Annotated in this window: 15 protein-coding genes; 14 read left to right on the plus strand and 1 reads right to left on the minus strand. The window is 67.5% G+C overall.

What is annotated here, in order from left to right:
• Positions 1-206: 206 nt before the first annotated feature.
• The 14 genes from M2319_RS15500 to M2319_RS15565 all read left to right on the plus strand — a co-directional run bounded on the left by M2319_RS15500 (position 207) and on the right by M2319_RS15565 (position 16,647).
• Complete coding sequence (locus M2319_RS15500) at positions 207-2,441, plus strand: primosomal protein N' (RefSeq protein WP_406682171.1); 2,235 nt, start codon at positions 207-209, stop codon at positions 2,439-2,441.
• 101 nt (positions 2,442-2,542) lie between these two features.
• Positions 2,543-3,037, plus strand: coding sequence for a hypothetical protein (locus tag M2319_RS15505; protein WP_264602374.1), 495 nt, complete (start codon positions 2,543-2,545; stop codon positions 3,035-3,037).
• 260 nt (positions 3,038-3,297) lie between these two features.
• Positions 3,298-3,858 carry a F0F1 ATP synthase subunit delta gene (locus tag M2319_RS15510; protein WP_264602375.1) on the plus strand — a complete coding sequence of 187 codons (561 nt, stop codon included), beginning with the start codon at positions 3,298-3,300 and terminating at the stop codon, positions 3,856-3,858.
• Positions 3,858-5,387 (plus strand): F0F1 ATP synthase subunit alpha, encoded by a 1,530-nt coding sequence (gene atpA / locus M2319_RS15515; protein WP_264602376.1) that lies wholly within the window; start codon positions 3,858-3,860, stop codon positions 5,385-5,387. The genes M2319_RS15510 and atpA overlap by 1 nt, the downstream gene beginning before the upstream one ends.
• A gap of 42 nt (positions 5,388-5,429) precedes the next feature.
• A complete protein-coding gene (locus M2319_RS15520; RefSeq protein WP_264602377.1) occupies positions 5,430-6,311 on the plus strand; it encodes a F0F1 ATP synthase subunit gamma in 882 nt (293 codons plus the stop codon).
• A gap of 24 nt (positions 6,312-6,335) precedes the next feature.
• Positions 6,336-7,760: a F0F1 ATP synthase subunit beta gene (gene atpD, locus M2319_RS15525; RefSeq protein ID WP_264602378.1), complete on the plus strand. Its 1,425-nt coding sequence runs from the start codon at positions 6,336-6,338 to the stop codon at positions 7,758-7,760.
• Positions 7,761-7,818: 58 nt separating this feature from the next.
• Positions 7,819-8,223 carry a F0F1 ATP synthase subunit epsilon gene (locus M2319_RS15530; RefSeq protein WP_264602379.1) on the plus strand — a complete coding sequence of 135 codons (405 nt, stop codon included), beginning with the start codon at positions 7,819-7,821 and terminating at the stop codon, positions 8,221-8,223.
• Between the two features lie 389 nt (positions 8,224-8,612).
• Positions 8,613-9,896: an acetylornithine deacetylase/succinyl-diaminopimelate desuccinylase family protein gene (locus tag M2319_RS15535; RefSeq protein ID WP_264602380.1), complete on the plus strand. Its 1,284-nt coding sequence runs from the start codon at positions 8,613-8,615 to the stop codon at positions 9,894-9,896.
• A 99-nt stretch (positions 9,897-9,995) separates the two neighbouring features.
• Positions 9,996-11,486 (plus strand): ABC transporter substrate-binding protein, encoded by a 1,491-nt coding sequence (locus tag M2319_RS15540; protein ID WP_264602381.1) that lies wholly within the window; start codon positions 9,996-9,998, stop codon positions 11,484-11,486.
• A gap of 600 nt (positions 11,487-12,086) precedes the next feature.
• Entirely contained in the window at positions 12,087-13,043 is a 957-nt protein-coding gene (locus tag M2319_RS15545; protein ID WP_264602382.1) for an ABC transporter permease, read from the plus strand.
• Positions 13,033-13,884 carry an ABC transporter permease gene (locus tag M2319_RS15550; protein ID WP_264602383.1) on the plus strand — a complete coding sequence of 284 codons (852 nt, stop codon included), beginning with the start codon at positions 13,033-13,035 and terminating at the stop codon, positions 13,882-13,884. The genes M2319_RS15545 and M2319_RS15550 overlap by 11 nt, the downstream gene beginning before the upstream one ends.
• Before the next feature lies 1 nt (position 13,885).
• Entirely contained in the window at positions 13,886-14,878 is a 993-nt protein-coding gene (locus M2319_RS15555) for an ABC transporter ATP-binding protein (RefSeq protein ID WP_264602384.1), read from the plus strand.
• On the plus strand, positions 14,875-15,861 hold the full coding sequence (locus M2319_RS15560) for an ABC transporter ATP-binding protein (RefSeq protein WP_264602385.1): 987 nt from the start codon (positions 14,875-14,877) through the stop codon (positions 15,859-15,861). Before M2319_RS15555 ends, M2319_RS15560 begins: the two co-directional genes overlap by 4 nt.
• Positions 15,862-15,900: 39 nt before the next feature.
• On the plus strand, positions 15,901-16,647 hold the full coding sequence (locus M2319_RS15565) for an SDR family oxidoreductase (protein WP_264602386.1): 747 nt from the start codon (positions 15,901-15,903) through the stop codon (positions 16,645-16,647).
• A 14-nt stretch (positions 16,648-16,661) separates the two neighbouring features.
• Here M2319_RS15565 and M2319_RS15570 read toward each other — a convergent pair whose 3' ends face one another.
• The gene (locus tag M2319_RS15570) at positions 16,662-17,471 is read right to left on the minus strand and encodes a DUF2189 domain-containing protein (RefSeq protein ID WP_264602387.1); all 810 of its coding nucleotides are present in this window, start codon (positions 17,469-17,471) and stop codon (positions 16,662-16,664) included.
• Positions 17,472-17,677: the final 206 nt, after the last annotated feature.

The following is a 17,677-nucleotide window of genomic DNA, read 5'->3' on the forward strand; positions in this document are numbered from 1 at the left end:
AACATTGACAATTCGTCACCAGTTTACTCCGTATTTAATTCCAAGGTGCAACAACGGCGCGGCCGATCATGCCGGAAAATGCTGGATTTATCTAACGCCGTCGGCAAGGAGGCTTTATCCCGCCGGGCCGCCCGCTATCCTCCGGTGTCGTCCCGGCCGGCTGAGTCGCCGTCGGGCATCCAACGTCGCCGACTGCCGGAGCCTGCGTGGCCAACCAGACCGCCTCCCTGCCGGGCCTTGAGCCGGCCCCCGAAGAGCCTGCCGCCACCGTTCCGGTGCTGGTGCCGGTCGCCGTGGAGACGGCCTACAGCTACCGGGTCCCGGCGGGAATGCACCTTGGGCCCGGAACCGTCGTCCAGATACCGCTCGGCAACCGGCAGGTCGTCGGCGCGGTCTGGGAGCCCGGCATCTGGGAGGGCGGCGGCGCAAAGCCGGTCGATCCGTCGAAGCTGCGCGAGATCCTCCACGTCTTCGACGTCCCGTCCATCGATGAGCGCATGCGCCGCTTCATCGACTGGGTCGCCCGCTGGACCATGGCGCCGCCCGGCATGGTGCTGCGCATGGTCCTCCGGGTGCCGGAGGCGCTGGAGCCCGAACCGCCGCTGAAAGGCGTCCGCCTTGCCGGGGCGCCGCCCGAGCGGATGACCAAGGCCCGCGCCCGCGTGCTCGACCTCTTTGAGGAAAACCCCTCCTGGTCGAAGACGGGCCTTGCGACCGCCGCCGGCGTCAGCCCCGGCGTCGTCGACGGCCTCATCGGCGCTGGCACGCTCCAGATCGTGCCGCTGCCGGCGGCCCCGCCGGCGCCCATGCCGGAGGCCGACTGGAACCGCCGCGACCTGAGCCCTGCCCAGGACAAGGCGGCAGAGGAGATCACGGCGACCGTCGCCGAGCGGCGTTTCTCCGTCACGCTGCTGGACGGCGTTACCGGCGCCGGCAAGACCGAGGTGTATTTCGAGGCCGTGGCCGAAGCCCTGCGCCGCGGCCGCCAGGCGCTGGTGCTGTTGCCGGAGATCGCGCTCACCTCGGAATTCCTGCAGCGCTTCGAGGAGCGTTTCGGCTGCCGCCCCGGCGAGTGGCATTCGGATGTGCCGCCGAAGCAGCGGGTGCGGCTCTGGCGCGGCGTCATCGACGGTTCGGTCCGGGTCGTCGTCGGCGCCCGCTCCGCGCTGTTCCTGCCCTTTCCCGAACTCGGCCTCATCGTCGTCGACGAGGAGCACGACCCGGCCTACAAGCAGGACGACCGCGTCGCCTACCACGCCCGCGACATGGCGGTGGTGCGCGGCCACATCGCCGGCTTTCCGGTAATCCTGTCGTCGGCAACGCCCTCCATCGAGACAAGGCACAACGCCGATACCGGCCGCTACCGCCGCATCGAGCTGCCGGACCGGGCCTCCGGCGCCGCGCTGCCGGACATCCACGCCATCGACATGCGCCGGGGTGGCCCGGCCCGCGGCCGCTGGCTGGCCCCGGCGCTGACCCGCGCCGTCGGCGAGGCGCTCGCCCGCGGCGACCAGGCGCTCCTCTTCCTCAATCGCCGCGGCTATGCGCCGCTGACCCTCTGCCGCTCCTGCGGCCACCGCTTCGAATGCCCGGATTGCAGCGCCTGGCTGGTGGAGCACCGGTTCCGCAGCGTGCTCACCTGCCACCATTGCGGCTTTTCCATGCCGACGCCGGAGGCGTGCCCGTCCTGCGGCGACGTCGATTCGCTGACCGCCTGCGGGCCGGGCGTCGAACGCATCGCCGAGGAAGCCGCGGCCGACTTTCCCGATGCCCGCATCATCGTCTTGTCCTCCGACATGCCCGGCGGCACCAGGCGGCTGCGGGCCGAACTGAAGGCGATCGCGGGCGGCGAGGGCGACATCATCATCGGCACCCAGCTCGTCGCCAAGGGTCACAACTTCCCCAAGCTCAAGGTCGTCGGCGTCGTCGATGCCGATCTCGGCCTTTCCACCGCAGACCCGCGCGCGGCGGAGCGCACCTTCCAGCTCATCTCCCAGGTGACGGGCCGCGCCGGGCGCCGCGACGGCGCCGGCGTCGGCTACTTGCAGACCTACATGCCGGACCATCCGGTGATGCGGGCGCTGGTCTCCGGTGACCGCGAGAGCTTCTATGCGACCGAGCTGGAGGCGCGCGAGCGGTCCGCCATGCCGCCCTTTGCACGGCTGGCGAGCCTCCTCGTCACCGGCCCGGACCGGCCCCTGACGGAAGGCTTCGCCCGCGAGCTTGCCCGCGCCGCGCCCCACCAGGACGGTGTCCACGTGCTGGGTCCGGCCGACCCGCCGCTTGCCGTCATCCGCGGCCGCCACCGCCAGCGCCTCCTCGTCCATGCCGACCGGTCGGCGGACATCCAGGCCTATCTGCACCGCTGGCTGGCGGCCGGCCCGGTGCCGAAGAAGGGCGTCCGCCTCGCCATCGACATCGAGCCGCTCAGCTTCATGTGAGCCCCTATCCCGGCAAGGCACTCTTTATATGGGAGGGGGCATTCGCGCCGGACCTGTGCCATGATCGTCGGAACGAAAACACCGACAGGGAGGACCGGGGAATGGTCAGGACAGGGACGATCGTTGCCGCAATGGCCGGTGCCATACTTCTTGCCGGTCCCGGCGCCGGCCGTGCCGCCGGCACGGACATGCTGTTTTCCATCGGCGTCATGACCGGCGGCGACGCCACACAGTACTGCAACTTCATGACGCCGGCCGATGCGGCCGCCTTCAGCTTCGACGACGAGGCGACCTGGCGCTTCGTCTTCGTCTCCGACTACCCGCAGCCCGAAGGGGAGAGCGAGGAAAAGGGTCCGCGCGCCCGCGCCGTCGTCAACGGCAGGCTGCAGACCTTCGTCTTCCGCGGCGAAAAGACCGACGGGGCGGGCATGCTGGTGCGCCGCTATCGCGGCCTTGACGACAGCGACCTGCGTATGGTCGCGCGCCTCAAGCCGGGAACGAAGGGGATGGAAAGCCAGAACTTCGAAGGCCGGATTGTGATCCGCCGCGGCGACTGGCGCGCCGGCGTCGCGGTCAAGGGCGATTGCGGCGTGTGATGCAAACCGGTCGTTGCAGGCGGGCGGCCCGGCCACAGGTCGTATTTTTTCGCCCGAAAAGCGGGAACAATGCACCCCCTTTACGACCAAGGAATGAAATGGCGATGTTGCGTGCCCCTCACCCATGTGCTATGCGAAGCCCGGCTTTCGGGGCACAATCCTGCCAATCGTTTTTGCGGTCGGAAAAAGTCTTCTCTTGCAAGACTTTAGCGATGAGCTTTGGAAGTCGTCAGTGACGATCCGCGTGAGAGACAGAGCCCTTGACTGAGAGTTCATCGACAGTTCCGACGGTTGCGCAGAGATACGCCACTGCTCTGTTCGAGCTGGCCGAAGATGCCAAGGCCATTGAAACGGTTGAGAAAGACCTCGACCGGCTCGATTCCATGATCGATGAGAGCGCCGACCTGAAGCGCCTGATCCGCAGCCCGGTCTATTCCTCCGAGGAGCAGGCCAGGGCGCTGGCCGCGGTATTCAGCCGCGCCGGGATCTCCGGTCTGGTGTCCAACATCGGTGGACTTCTGGCACGCAATCGGCGCCTTTTCGTTCTTCCCGACGTCATCCGCGGCTACCGCGCGCTTGCCGCCGCCCACCGCGGCGAGATGACCGCGGACGTCGTCTCCGCCGAGCCGCTCACCGACGATCAGGCCGCCGCCCTCGGCGATGCCCTGAAGGAGTCGACCGGCAAGGACGTCAAACTGAGCCGGAAGGTCGATCCCGCCCTGATTGGCGGCCTCGTCGTCAGACTGGGCAGCCGCATGATCGACACTTCCCTTCGCACCAAACTCAATTCCCTTAAGATCGCACTCAAAGAGGTCGGCTGATGGACATTCGGGCCGCGGAAATTTCCGCAATCCTCAAGGAGCAGATTAAGAACTTCGGCAAGGAAGCCGAAGTCTCCGAAGTCGGCCAGGTGCTGTCCGTCGGTGACGGCATTGCACGCGTTTACGGTCTGGACAACGTCCAGGCCGGTGAGATGGTGGAGTTCCCGAACGGGATCCGCGGCATGGCGCTGAACCTCGAGGTCGACAATGTCGGCGTCGTGATCTTCGGCGACGACCGCGCCATCAAGGAAGGCGACACGGTCAAGCGCACCGGCGCCATCGTCGAGGTACCGGTCGGCAAGGGCCTGCTCGGCCGCGTCGTCGACGGCCTCGGCAACCCGATCGACGGCAAGGGCCCGATCGAATCCGACGAGATGCGCCTCGTCGACGTCAAGGCGCCCGGCATCATCCCGCGCAAATCGGTGCACGAGCCGATGTCGACGGGCCTCAAGGCCGTCGACGCGCTGATCCCGATCGGCCGCGGCCAGCGCGAGTTGATCATCGGCGACCGCCAGACCGGCAAGTCGTCGCTGATCCTCGACGCCATTCTCAACCAGCGCCCGATCAACGAGAGCGGCGACGAGAGCCAGAAGCTCTATTGCATCTACGTCGCCGTCGGCCAGAAGCGCTCCACCGTCGCCCAGTTCGTCAAGGCGCTGGAAGACAACGGCGCCCTGGAATATTCGATCATCGTCGCCGCCACGGCGTCCGATCCGGCGCCGATGCAGTTCATCGCCCCGTTCGCCGGTTGCGCCATGGGCGAGTTCTTCCGCGACAACGGCATGCACGCCGTGATCGCCTATGACGACCTGTCCAAGCAGGCCGTGGCCTACCGCCAGATGTCCCTGCTGCTGCGCCGCCCGCCGGGGCGCGAGGCCTATCCGGGCGACGTCTTCTACCTGCACTCCCGCCTGCTGGAGCGCGCGGCGAAGCTGAACGAGGACAACGGCCTCGGCTCGCTGACGGCGCTGCCGGTCATCGAGACCCAGGCCAACGACGTCTCCGCCTACATCCCGACCAACGTGATCTCGATCACCGACGGCCAGATCTTCCTGGAGACGGACCTCTTCTACCAGGGCATCCGCCCGGCCGTGAATGTCGGCCTGTCGGTGTCGCGCGTCGGCTCGGCCGCCCAGGTCAAGGCCATGAAGCAGGTCGCCGGTACCATTAAGGGCGAGCTCGCCCAGTACCGCGAGATGGCGGCCTTCGCCCAGTTCGGCTCCGACCTCGACGCCACCACCCAGCGCCTGCTCAATCGCGGCGCGCGCCTCACGGAACTCCTGAAGCAGCCGCAATATTCGCCGCTGAAGACGGAAGAGCAGGTGGCGGTGATCTTCGCCGGCGTCAACGGCTATCTCGACGATCTGCCGGTCTCCAAGGTTGGCGACTTCGAGCAGGGCCTGCTTCTGTTCCTGCGCGATGAGCACAGCTCCCTGCTCGACGAGATCCGCGAGCGCAAGGAGCTCAACGACGAGCTCAAGGCCTCGCTGAAGAGCACCATCGACACCTTCGCCAAGACCTTCGCGTAACGTAGCGCGGGAAAAAACGACTAGCGCGGAACGAAAGCGGACATGCCGAGTCTCAAGGACCTCAGAAACCGCATCTCGTCGGTCAAGGCGACGCAGAAGATCACCAAGGCCATGCAGATGGTCGCGGCGGCCAAGCTGCGCAAGGCCCAGGAGCGGGCGGAAGCCGCCCGTCCCTATGCCGAGCGCATGGGCGCGGTGCTCTCCAACCTCGCCCGCTCGCTGGAAGGCCAGCCCGGCGCGCCGGAACTGATGGTCGGCAACGGCAAGGACGAGACCCACCTTCTGGTCGTGTGTACGGCCGACCGGGGCCTGTGCGGCGGCTTCAACTCCTCGATCGCCAAGCTTGCCCGCCAGCATGCGTTCCGGCTGATCAAGGAAGGCAAGACCGTCAAGATCCTGTGCGTCGGCCGCAAGGGCTTCGATGCCCTGAAGCGGGACCTCGGCAGCTATATGCTCGACGACAAGTTCGAGTTCCGCGGCGTCCGCCAGATCGGGTTCGAGCACGCCGCCGATATCGGCTCCAAGGTGATCTCCATGTTCGAGGAGGGCGAGTTCGACGTCGCCACCCTGTTCTATTCCCGCTTCCGCTCGGTGATCAGCCAGATCCCGACGGCGCAGCGGCTGATCCCGGCCGAGATCGACACCGAGGTGGAGATCGACACCGGCGGCGCGATCTACGAATACGAGCCGGACGAGAAGGAAATCCTCACCGACCTGTTGCCGCGCAACATTTCGGTGCAGGTCTTCCGCGCTCTTCTGGAGAACGGGGCGTCCGAACAGGGTGCCCGCATGAGTGCCATGGACAACGCCACGCGCAACGCGGGCGAGATGATCGACAAGCTGACGCTGAGCTACAACCGCCAGCGCCAGGCGCAGATCACCAAGGAACTCATCGAAATCATTTCCGGCGCCGAGGCGCTGTAACGGCTTAGCGACGAGGACGTAATTATGACCGATAAAATGGTTGGACGGGTCAGTCAGGTGATGGGCGCCGTCGTCGACGTGAAGTTCGACGAACACCTGCCGGAGATCATGAACGCGTTGACGACCGACAACCGCGGCAACCGCCTGGTCCTGGAGGTCGCCCAGCATCTCGGCGAGAACACCGTGCGCACGATCGCCATGGACTCCACCGAGGGCCTGGTGCGCGGCCAGGAGGTCACCGACACGGGCGACGCCATCACCGTTCCGGTCGGCGAGGGCACCCTCGGCCGCATCATGAACGTGATCGGCGATCCGGTCGATCTGGCCGGCGACATCGATTACAGCACCCGCCGTCCGATCCACGCGCCGGCCCCGGAATATGTCGACCAGTCGACGGAATCGGAAATCCTCGTCACCGGCATCAAGGTCGTCGACCTTCTGGCGCCGTACGCCAAGGGCGGCAAGATCGGCCTGTTCGGCGGCGCCGGCGTCGGCAAGACCGTGCTGATCATGGAGCTGATCAACAACATCGCCAAGGCGCATGGCGGCTACTCCGTGTTCGCCGGCGTCGGCGAGCGCACCCGCGAGGGCAACGACCTCTACTGGGAAATGATCGAATCCGGCGTCAACAAGCAGGGCGGCGGCGACGGCTCCAAATGCGCCCTGGTCTACGGCCAGATGAACGAGCCCCCGGGGGCCCGCGCCCGCGTCGGCCTCTCCGGCCTCACCGTCGCCGAGCATTTCCGCGACGAGGGCCAGGACGTTCTGTTCTTCGTCGACAACATCTTCCGCTTCACCCAGGCCGGCTCGGAAGTCTCCGCGCTTCTCGGCCGCATCCCCTCGGCGGTGGGCTACCAGCCGACGCTGGCGACCGACATGGGCGCCCTGCAGGAGCGCATCACCACCACCAACAAGGGCTCGATCACCTCGGTCCAGGCGATCTACGTGCCGGCCGACGACCTCACCGACCCGGCGCCGGCGACCTCCTTCGCCCACCTCGACGCCACCACGGTGCTGTCGCGCTCGATCGCGGAAAAGGGCATCTACCCGGCGGTCGACCCGCTCGACTCCACCTCGCGCATGCTCGACCCGCGCATCATCGGCGACGAGCATTACGAAGTGGCCCGCCGCGTCCAGGAGATCCTGCAGCGCTACAAGTCCCTGCAGGACATCATCGCCATTCTCGGCATGGACGAGCTGTCGGAAGAGGACAAGCTGACGGTGGCCCGCGCCCGCAAGATCGAGCGCTTCCTGTCGCAGCCGTTCCACGTCGCCGAGGTGTTCACCGGCTCGCCGGGCGTCCTCGTCGACCTCGCCGACACCATCAAGGGCTTCAAGGGCCTTTGCGACGGCGAATACGACCACCTGCCGGAAGCCGCCTTCTACATGGTCGGCACCATCGACTCCGCTGTCGAGAAGGCTCAGAAACTGGCCGCGGAAGCCGCGTAACGCATCACGCCCGGCGGGCCGGCAGCGCCGGCCCCCGTGTTGAAAGGATCGTCGCCAGATGGCCGAACCGTTTCAGTTCGAACTCGTCTCGCCGGAAAAGCTCTTGATTTCCGAGCCGGTCGAAGAGGTCGTGGTGCCGGGCGTCGAGGGTGACTTCGGTGTCCTCAAGGACCATGCGCCGTTCATGTCGACCATCCGGCCCGGCTACCTGACCGTCAAGAAGGTCGGCGGCGCGGTTGAGGAAATCTTCGTCTATGGCGGCTTTGCCGATACCGGTCCGGGCGGCCTGACGGTCCTCGCCGAGCACGCGGTTCCGGCCGCCGAGCTCGACCGCGAGGGCATCGCCCAGTCGATTCGCGACGCCGAGGAAGACGTCGCCGATGCCAAGGACGACGTCACCAAGGCGGCCCGCGCCCGCAAGCTGGAACAGCTCCGCGACATCGAGATGGCGCTGAAGAAGTAGCCGCCTGCCGCGTCGACGACCAAGAAACCAAACCGCCCGGCCGGACGCCCCGACCGGGCGGTTTCGTTTGTGGGGTATCCTGTGACGGCGCTTGGCCGGAAACGCCTCCGGCGGCGTGGCCGAAAAAGGGCGTTGACGACCGTCATGCCGAAACGCGCGGAGGGTCGGGAAAACGCCTTCGCTGCATTGACTTCTTCGGTCGCGGTCGATGCCCGTTTGTGTAAAGTTCGAAAAGGAAGCGGGCGGACGGGACAGAAGCTCGTCTGCCAATGCGTTGATGCCAGAGCGGGAAATCGGGAAAATCGTCTCCGTTCTCCGTACCGTCATGCCCGATTGACACGCCCGCTTCCAATTCACGGCATTAACGGGCCCGGCCCCGAAGAGGTTCCATGGATTCCGACAGCAGGGAGCATCTTTTCGAGAGGATCGAGGCGGCGCGCGACGACCTGGTGGCGCTGACCCGCGACCTCGTCCGCGTGCCGACGGTCAATCCGCCGGGCGATGCCTACGGCCCCTGCGCGGAACTGATCGGCGAGCGGATGCGCCGCCGCGGCTTTGAGATTTCCTACATCCGCGCCGAGGGAACGCCCGGCGACAGCGACCGCTACCCGCGCATCAACGTCGTCGCCCGCTACGAGACCGGCCGGCCCGGCCCGTGCCTCCACTTCAACGGCCATATCGACGTCGTCGATGTCGGCGAGGGCTGGACCGTCGACCCGTTCGCCGGCGAGGTCCGGGACGGCCGGCTCTATGGCCGCGGCACCGCCGACATGAAGGGCGGCCTGGCCGCGGCCGTCGTCGCCGTCGAGCAGCTCCTCGCCGCCGGCGTCCCGCTCGCCGGCGCGATCGAAATCTCCGGCACGGTCGATGAGGAGTCGGGCGGCTATGGCGGCGTCGGCTACCTGGCCGAACGCGGCTGGTTTTCTCCGCCCCGGGTCGACCACGTCATCATCCCCGAACCGCTCAATGTCGACCGGATCTGCATTGGCCACCGCGGCGTCTGGTGGGCCGAGGTCGAGACCCATGGCCGCACGGCGCACGGCTCCATGCCGTTCCTCGGCAATTGCGCCGTCCGCCACATGGGCGCGGTACTGGAGCGCATCGAAAACGACCTGCTGCCGCGGCTTTCCGCCCGCTCCACCGTCATGCCCGTGGTGCCGGAGGGCGCCCGCTCCTCGACCCTCAACATTAACGCCATCCATGGCGGCCAGGGCCTCGACTTTTCCGGCCTGCCGAGCCCGATGGTCCCGGACCGCTGCCGCATGGTGCTCGACCGGCGCTATCTGATCGAGGAAGACCCGGCCGAGGTCGAGGCGGAGATCCGCGCGCTCCTCGACGGGCTGGCCGAAACCCGCCCCGGCTTTTCCTACGATCTGCGCGAGGTGCTGGCCTTCGCCCCGACCATGACCGAGCCGGATGCGCCGGTGGCGCGCGCGGTGGCAAAAGGCATCGAGACGGTGCTCGGCCGGCCGGCGACCTCCGTCGTCTCGCCCGGCACCTACGACCAGAAGCACATCGTCAGAGCCGGAAAGCTGAAGGACTGCATCGCCTACGGCCCGGGCATCCTCGACCTCGCCCACCAGCCCGACGAATATGTGGTCATCGACGACATGGTCGCCTCGGCCAAGGTCATGGCGGATGCGGCGATAACCCTGCTCGCGCCGCCCGCCTGATCGTCCGCCATCCACGAAAAGGCCTTGAAGCGCGCGCCCGGATTGTCATCATGCGGGCCTGAAGATGGCAATGGGACCGAAAGACGGGGAGGCAACGTCATGATCATCACCGCAAGGGGGCTCGGCTCCCGCATCCTCGCCGCGGCCGCCCTCGGCGCGGCACTCACGGTCTCGGCAGCCGCAAAAGACACGCTGACGATGGGCATGGTGCTGGAGCCGCCCCATCTCGACCCGACGGCCGCTGCGGCCGCGGCCATCGACGAGGTGGTCTACGCCAACGTCTTCGAAGGCCTCACCCGCATCGACCGTAAGGGCGAGGTGAAGCCGGCACTGGCGGCAAGCTGGGAAATCGCGGAAGACGACGTCACCTACACCTTTCACCTGAGAAAGGGCGTCACCTTCCACGACGGCAGCGACTTCGATTGCGAGGACGTCGCCTTTACGCTGAACCGCGCCCGCGCCGAGGACTCCGTCAACGCCCAGAAGCGGCTCTTTGCCCCGATCGAAAGCGTCGACTGCCCCGACCCGTCGACCGCCGTCGTCAAGCTCAGCGCACCGACCGGCTCCTTCCTCTTCGACATGGGCTGGGGCGATGCGGTGATCGTGGCGCCGGAGACGGCCGACAGCAACAAGACCGACCCGGTCGGCACCGGTCCGTTCACCTTCAAGCGGTGGGTCAAGGGCGACCGGGTGGAACTTGTCCGCAACGAGAACTACTGGGGCGAACCGGTGCCCCTTTCCGCCGCCACCTTCAAGTTCATCGCCGACCCGTCGGCCGCCGCGGCCGCCCTGATGGCCGGCGATCTCGACGCCTTTGCCAATTTCCCGGCGCCGGAGCTGCTGCCGCAATTTGAGGCCGACCCCCGCTTCACCGTGGTCAGCGGCACCACAGAGGGCGAGACGATCCTCGCCTTGAACAACGCCAGGCCGCCGCTGAACGATATCCGCGTGCGCCGCGCCATCGCCCATGCGGTCGACAAACAGGCGATCATCGACGGTGCGATGTTCGGCCAGGGAACGCCGATCGGCTCCCACGTCGCACCGCACAATCCGGCCTATATCGACCTCACCGGCCGCTATCCCCACGACCCGGAAAAAGCGAAGGAACTGCTGAAAGAGGTGGGCGCGGAGACCCTCAAGCTGACGCTCCGCCTGCCGCCGCCGCCCTATGCCCGCCGCAGCGGAGAGATCGCCGCCGCCCAGTTGAAGGAGGTCGGCATCGACGTGGAGATCGTGCCGGTGGAATGGGCGCAATGGCTCGACCAGGTCTTCAAGCGCACCGACTACGACATGACCATCGTCTCCCACACCGAGCCGGCCGACATCGAGATCTACGCCCGCGACAGCTACTACTTCAACTACGAGAGCCGGCAATTCCGCGCCGCCTATCACGACTACGCAACGACGCTCGCCCCGGCGGAAGCCAAGGCCAAGCTCGGCCAGCTGCAGAAGATCCTCGCCGAGGACTGCGTCAACGTCTTCCTCTTCCAGCTCGCCAAGACCGGCGTCTGGAATGCCCATGTCGAGGGCATCTGGGAGAACAGCCCGGTCCAGGCCAACGACCTGACGGATGTGCGGTGGGTGGAGTAGGGGGAACGGCGATGAGGCTTGCGGGACGCGAAGCGGTGGCGGGATTGACCGGAGCGCAAAGGCTCACCGGCCGCGCCTCGGGTGGAGGGTCTGATACGTGCCTTGCCTCCTCCTACGCGTCACCACCGGGCTTGACCCGGTGGTCCATACGGACGCATGGCACAATCTGTACGATGAGACTTGCCCCCGGAAGCCGTCCGTCATTGCCCCTGGCATGGCCCGAACCCGATGACGTTGACGCAAGCGGCACTCGCATCATGGATCACCGGGTCAAGCCCGGTGATGACGCGGTGTGAGCGGCAAATCGGAACAAGGCTCGGCTGTGCTCGGGACACCTTGGCGCCACCCCCTCTTCCGTCACCCCGGGCTTGACCCGGGGCCTAATGTCCGTCTCGGCACGGTAGCCCGTTGCGACTTCTGTCGGAGGCAAGCACCCGCGCGACCGCCTGCTTCCGTCAACGAAGGGCATACCGGGTGGATGGGGGCATTGGGCCCCGGCTCGGGGGCCGGGGTGACGCAGGAGGTTTTGGCTGGTCGGAGCGATCCGTCGGCGAGTTCCGCTCACGCCCGGCCCGACTGTGCCGCCACCCGGCCCGCCCCATGACCCGGTTCCTCCTGCGCCGCCTTGCCGTCATGCTGGCGACGGTGCTGGTCGCCTCCCTCGTCGTCTTCACGGTGCTGGAGGTGCTGCCCGGCGATCCGGCGGAGGTCATGCTCGGCGTCGGGGCGGAGCCGGAGACCGTCGCCGCGCTGCGCCACGATCTCGGCCTCGACCGGCCCGCGCCGGAGCGCTACCTTTCCTGGATCGCCGGCATGGCGATCGGCGATTTCGGCACCAGCTACACCTATGGCGTCCCGGTCTCCGAGCTGATCCTGGAGCGCGCCGTCGTCAGCCTGCCGCTCGCGCTCCTCGCCATTCTTCTGTCCACGGCCATCGCCATCCCCCTCGGCGTAACGGCCGCCGCAAGGCGCGGCAGCGCGGTCGATGCCGCCGTCATGGGCTTTGCCCAGATCGGCGTCGCGGTGCCGAATTTCTGGCTCGGGCTCCTCTTCATCATGCTCTTTGCCGTGACCCTGCGCTGGCTGCCGGCCGGCGGCTTTGCCGGCTGGGAGGCGGGGCCAGGCCCGGCGCTCGCCTCGCTCACCCTGCCGGCCGTCGCGCTGGCGCTCCCCCAGGCGGCGATCCTTGCCCGCGTCACGCGCTCCGCCGTGCTTGAAACCCTCGGCGAGGACTATGTGCGCACGGCCCGCGCCAAGGGCCTGACGCGGCAGGCCGCGCTCTGGCGCCATGCGGTGCGCAACGCGCTCATTCCGGTCGTCACCATCATGGGCCTGCAGTTCTCCTTCCTCATCGCCGGCACCATCATCATCGAGAGCGTCTTCACGCTGCCGGGCCTCGGCCGGCTGATCTTCCAGGCGATCGCCCAGCGCGACCTCATCGTCGTCAAGAACGTCATCGTGCTGCTTGCGATCAGCGTCATCGTCGTCAATTTCCTCGTCGACCTCGCCTATGGCGCCCTCGACCCGCGCCTCCGGAGCCTCGTCGATGATCGTTGAGCGCGCGCGGGAACTGATCGCCGGCGCCTCCCAGAGCCGGTCCTTCCTCATCGGCGGCGCCATTACCTTGGCGCTGGCGCTGACAGCCGCCCTGTCGCTCCTGTGGACGCCCCATTCGGCAACGGCGATGGATATTGCGGGCCGGCTCGCCCCTGCGAGCGCGGACCACCTTCTCGGCACCGACCAGTTCGGCCGCGATGTCCTTTCCATGCTGATGGTCGGTGCGCGCAATTCCATCCTCGTCTCCGTCATCGCCGTCGGCATCGGCATTTTCATCGGCGTGCCGCTTGGAACGCTGGCGGCGGCCCGCGGCGGCTGGGTCGACGAGGCGGTGATGCGGCTCAACGATTTCGCCTTCGCGTTCCCAGCCCTGCTGACCGCCGTGATGATCACCGCGCTCGCCGGCCCCGGCGCGGTCAACGCCATGGTCGCCATAGGGCTCTTCAACATTCCGGTCTTTGCCCGACTGTCGCGCGGCGCGGCGCTCGGCGTCTGGAAGCGGGAGTTCGTGCTTGCCGCCCGCGCCGCCGCGCGCAGCCGGCTCGCGATTACGCTCGACCATGTGCTCCCCAACATTGCCGGGCTCCTGCTCGTCCAGGCGACGATCCAGTTCGCGCTCGCCATCCTTGCCGAAGCCGGGCTTTCCTATCTCGGCCTTGGCACCCAGCCGCCGAGCCCGAGCTGGGGTCGCATGCTGAACGAGGCCCAGACCTTCATCTATCTGGCGCCGCAGCTTGCCATCTATCCGGGGCTGGCGATCACGCTCTCGGTCCTCGGCCTCAATCTCCTCGGCGATGGCTTGCGCGATGCCCTCGATCCGCGCTTGCGGCGGGAGCGCTGACATGGCGTCGCTCCTCGATGTTCGCGACCTGACGGTGACCTTTCCGGGCAAGACCGGCCCGGCCCATGTCCTGGACGGCGTCTCGTTTGCCGTCGCGCCGGGCGAGGCGGTCGGCATCGTCGGCGAGTCGGGCTGCGGCAAGTCGATGACGGCGCTGGCGATCATGGGCCTCCTGCCACCAGGAGCATCCGTGCGCGGCCAACTCTGGCTCGGCTCTGACGATCTGCTGGTGCTGCCCGAGCCCGCCCTCTGCGACCTCCGCGGCCGTCGCATCGCGATGATCTTCCAGGAGCCGATGACGGCGCTCAATCCGGTCAGGACCATCGGCGACCAGATCGCCGAAGGGCTCGCCCTCCATCTCGGCCTCGGGCGCCGGGGGCGCGCCGACCGGGTGCGCGAGCTGCTGGACCGCGTCGGCCTGCCGTCCCCACGCTTTTCGCCGTCGTTCTATCCGCACGAACTCTCCGGCGGTCAGCGCCAGCGGGTGATGATCGCCATGGCCCTTGCCTGCGAGCCGGACCTTTTGATCGCCGACGAGCCGACGACGGCGCTGGACGTGACCACCGAGGCCCGCATCCTCGACCTCATTCTGGAGGTGACGGCGGCCTCCGGGATGGCCCTCCTGATGATCACCCACGACCTCGGCATCGTCGCGGAAACGGCCGAGCGAGTGCTCGTCATGTATGCCGGACGCGTGGTGGAGGAGGGAACGGCGGAACGGCTCTTCGCCGGCATGGCCCACCCCTATACCGCCGGCCTCTTCGCCGCCTCGCCCCATGCCGTGGCAATCGACCCGGGCGTGCGCCGCCCGCGCCTTGCCGCGATCCCCGGCACCGTGCCGGAGCCGGAAGAGCGCCCGACCGGCTGCCCCTTCGCCGAGCGCTGCTCGCGCCGCACACCGATGTGCATCGAACCTCCACCGCTCGCGGCCCTCGGCGAAGGCCACTGCGTCGCCTGCTTCCATCCGTTGGCAGTCGGGGAGGGGGTGTCATGAGCACAGCCCCGCTCCTTGCCGTCGAAGGTCTCGTCCGCGACTACGCCCTGCCGCGCGTGAAGCTCTTTGGCGAACGGCCGATGCTGCGGGCGCTCGCCGGCGTGGATCTGGCGGTGGAGCGCGGCCGCAGCCTCGGCATCGTCGGCGAATCCGGCTGCGGGAAGTCGACCCTCGCCCGGCTCATCCTGGCGCTGGAACGCCCGACCGCGGGCACTGTCCGGCTCGATGGAACGGATATCTTTGCCGCCTCAAACGACGAACTGAAGGCGCTGCGCCGCCACCTCCAGATCATCTTCCAGGACCCCTACGGCTCCCTCGATCCCCGCCAGAAGGTGGCGCGCATCGTCTCCGAGCCGCTGCGCTCGCTGGCGCCGGAGACGGACCGGGTCCGCCGCCGCATGCGGGTCGCCGAGGCGTTGCAGTCCGTCGGCCTGCCGGCCTCGGCGGCGGCGAAATATCCGCACGAGTTCTCCGGTGGCCAGCGCCAGCGCATCGCCATCGCCAGAGCCTTGGTGACAAGGCCCGACCTGATCGTCGCCGACGAGGCGGTCTCCGCCCTCGACGTCTCGGTCCAGGCCCAGGTGCTGAACCTGATGAACGACCTGCAGGCCGAATTCGGCCTTTCCTATGTGGTCATCAGCCACGACCTCAACGTGGTGCGCTGCGTCACCGACGACGTCGCGGTGATGTATCTCGGCCGCATCGTCGAGGAAGGCCCGAGCCCGGAGGTGTTTTCCCGGCCCCGCCATCCCTATACCCGCGCGCTGATCGAGGCTGTGCCGAAACCGGATCCGGCACGGCGCAAGGCCCGGCTTGCCGCAGCGGCGACGCGGGTGGCGGCCGCACCGCTGCCGCCGGAGAGCGGCTGTGCGTTCCGGCCGCGCTGCCCGCTGGCGTTCGAGCGCTGCATCGCCGAGGCCCCGCAATTGCGCCCCGTTTCCGGCGGGGTGAAGATTGCCTGCCACCGGGATCCGGAGGTCTGATCGACAAAACAAAAAACAATCAAAAGGGAGGACAAGACCATGAAACTGGAAGGAAAGATTGCCATCGTCACTGGCGCCGCATCGGGCTTCGGCGACGCGATCGCAAGGCGCTTCGCCGCAGAGGGCGCGCAAGTGATGATCTCCGACATCAACGAGGAGGCGGGGACGCGCGTTGCCGGAGAGATCGGCGCGGCTGCTGGCTTCTGCCGCGCCGACGTCTCGAAACCGGCCGATGTCGCCGCCATGGTCGACGCGACGGTCGAGGCCTTCGGCGGGCTCGACATCATCGTCAACAATGCCGGTACCACCCACCGCAACAGGCCGATGCTGGAGGTGGGCGAGGACGAGTTCGACCGCATCTACGCGGTCAACGTGAAGTCGATCTACAACGCGGCCATTGCCGGCGTGCCGGCCCTGAAAGCACGCGGCGGCGGCGTCATCCTCAACATCGCGTCGACGGCCGGCGTCCGCCCGCGGCCGGGCCTCGTCTGGTACAACGGCTCCAAGGGCGCGGCGATCACGCTGACCAAGGCGATGGCGGTGGAGCTTGCGCCGGACAACATCCGCGTCGTCGCCCTCAACCCGGTCGCCGGCGAGACGCCGATGCTCGCCCTCTTCATGGGCGAGGACACGGAGGAAAAGCGCGCCGCGTTCCGGGCGACCGTGCCGCTCGGCCGGCTGTCGACGCCTCAGGACATCGCTAACGCCGCGGCCTTCCTCGTCAGCGACGAGGCGAACTTCCTCACCGGCGTCTGCCTGGAGGTCGACGGCGGCAGGTGTATCTGAACCCCCAACGACCCTCAGAACCCTGCGCCGTCATCCTCCACATGCACCGTCGCCTTGTAGAGGTGCCAGGTGGTGTGCCCTAGCAGCGGCATGACGACAAGGAGGGCGAGGAAGGCGGTCAGCGTCGAGGCGGCCAGCGTCACCGCGACAAAGAAGCCGTAGCCGATCAGCGGCACCGGATTGGTCTTCACCGCCTTGACGCTGGTCATGATCGCCGTCACCGGATCGATGCCCCGGTCCATCAGCAGCGGATAGGACATGACGCTGATGGAAAACAGCATGACGGCGAAGAAGGCGCCGATGGCGTTGCCGACGACGAGGAACAGGAGCCCCGTCGGCGTCGTCAGGATGTCGATGAAGAGCTGCGGTATCTCCGGCGACTTGACGCCGAAGAAGATGGCATAGAGCGCGGCGGCGACGTCGAGCCAGATGATGAAGCCGAACAGCGTGATCATCGGCAGCCAGCTCAGCCGCTCGCGGCCCTTCTTCAGCGCGCCGCCGATGGTCTCGCCGAAGGGCGCGGGCCGCCCGGCCGCAAGCCGCATGCTGACCTCGTAAAGGACGGTGGCGGTGAACGGTCCGAGGAGGGCAAAGCCCGCCGCGGTCGGATAGGCGAGGTAGATCAGCCCGGCGAATTCCACCATGTAGAAGACGATCCAGCCGCCGGCGGCAAAGAACAGCCCGACGCTGGCGCCGACCAGCGGCGCGGCCCTGAAATCGCGAAAGCCCTTGGCGAGGGCCTGGCGCACGGTGGTGACGGTAATGTCGGCGACGACGAGCCGGCGCGTCGGATCGTCGAGCGCCGCGGCATCCTCAGCGGTCATGGTGTTCCCCCGGTTGGAAATGCGTCTCTGCGGACGTTTGTCGTTGCCGTTATATTAGAGCGTTTCGAGATAAAGGGGAAACGTTCCGGCCGCAGGAGAACCGGTCCTGCCGGTCGGCTCCGGCGGCGCCGTCCAGGTCCTCATATTCACCCGATGTTTTGCATGAAGCCTTGTTTTTTCGGCAGCAAACCGCTTTTTAAAGCTTC

This window comes from Rhodobium gokarnense, from assembly GCF_025961475.1.
GTDB classification, from domain to species: domain Bacteria; phylum Pseudomonadota; class Alphaproteobacteria; order Rhizobiales; family Rhodobiaceae; genus Rhodobium; species Rhodobium gokarnense.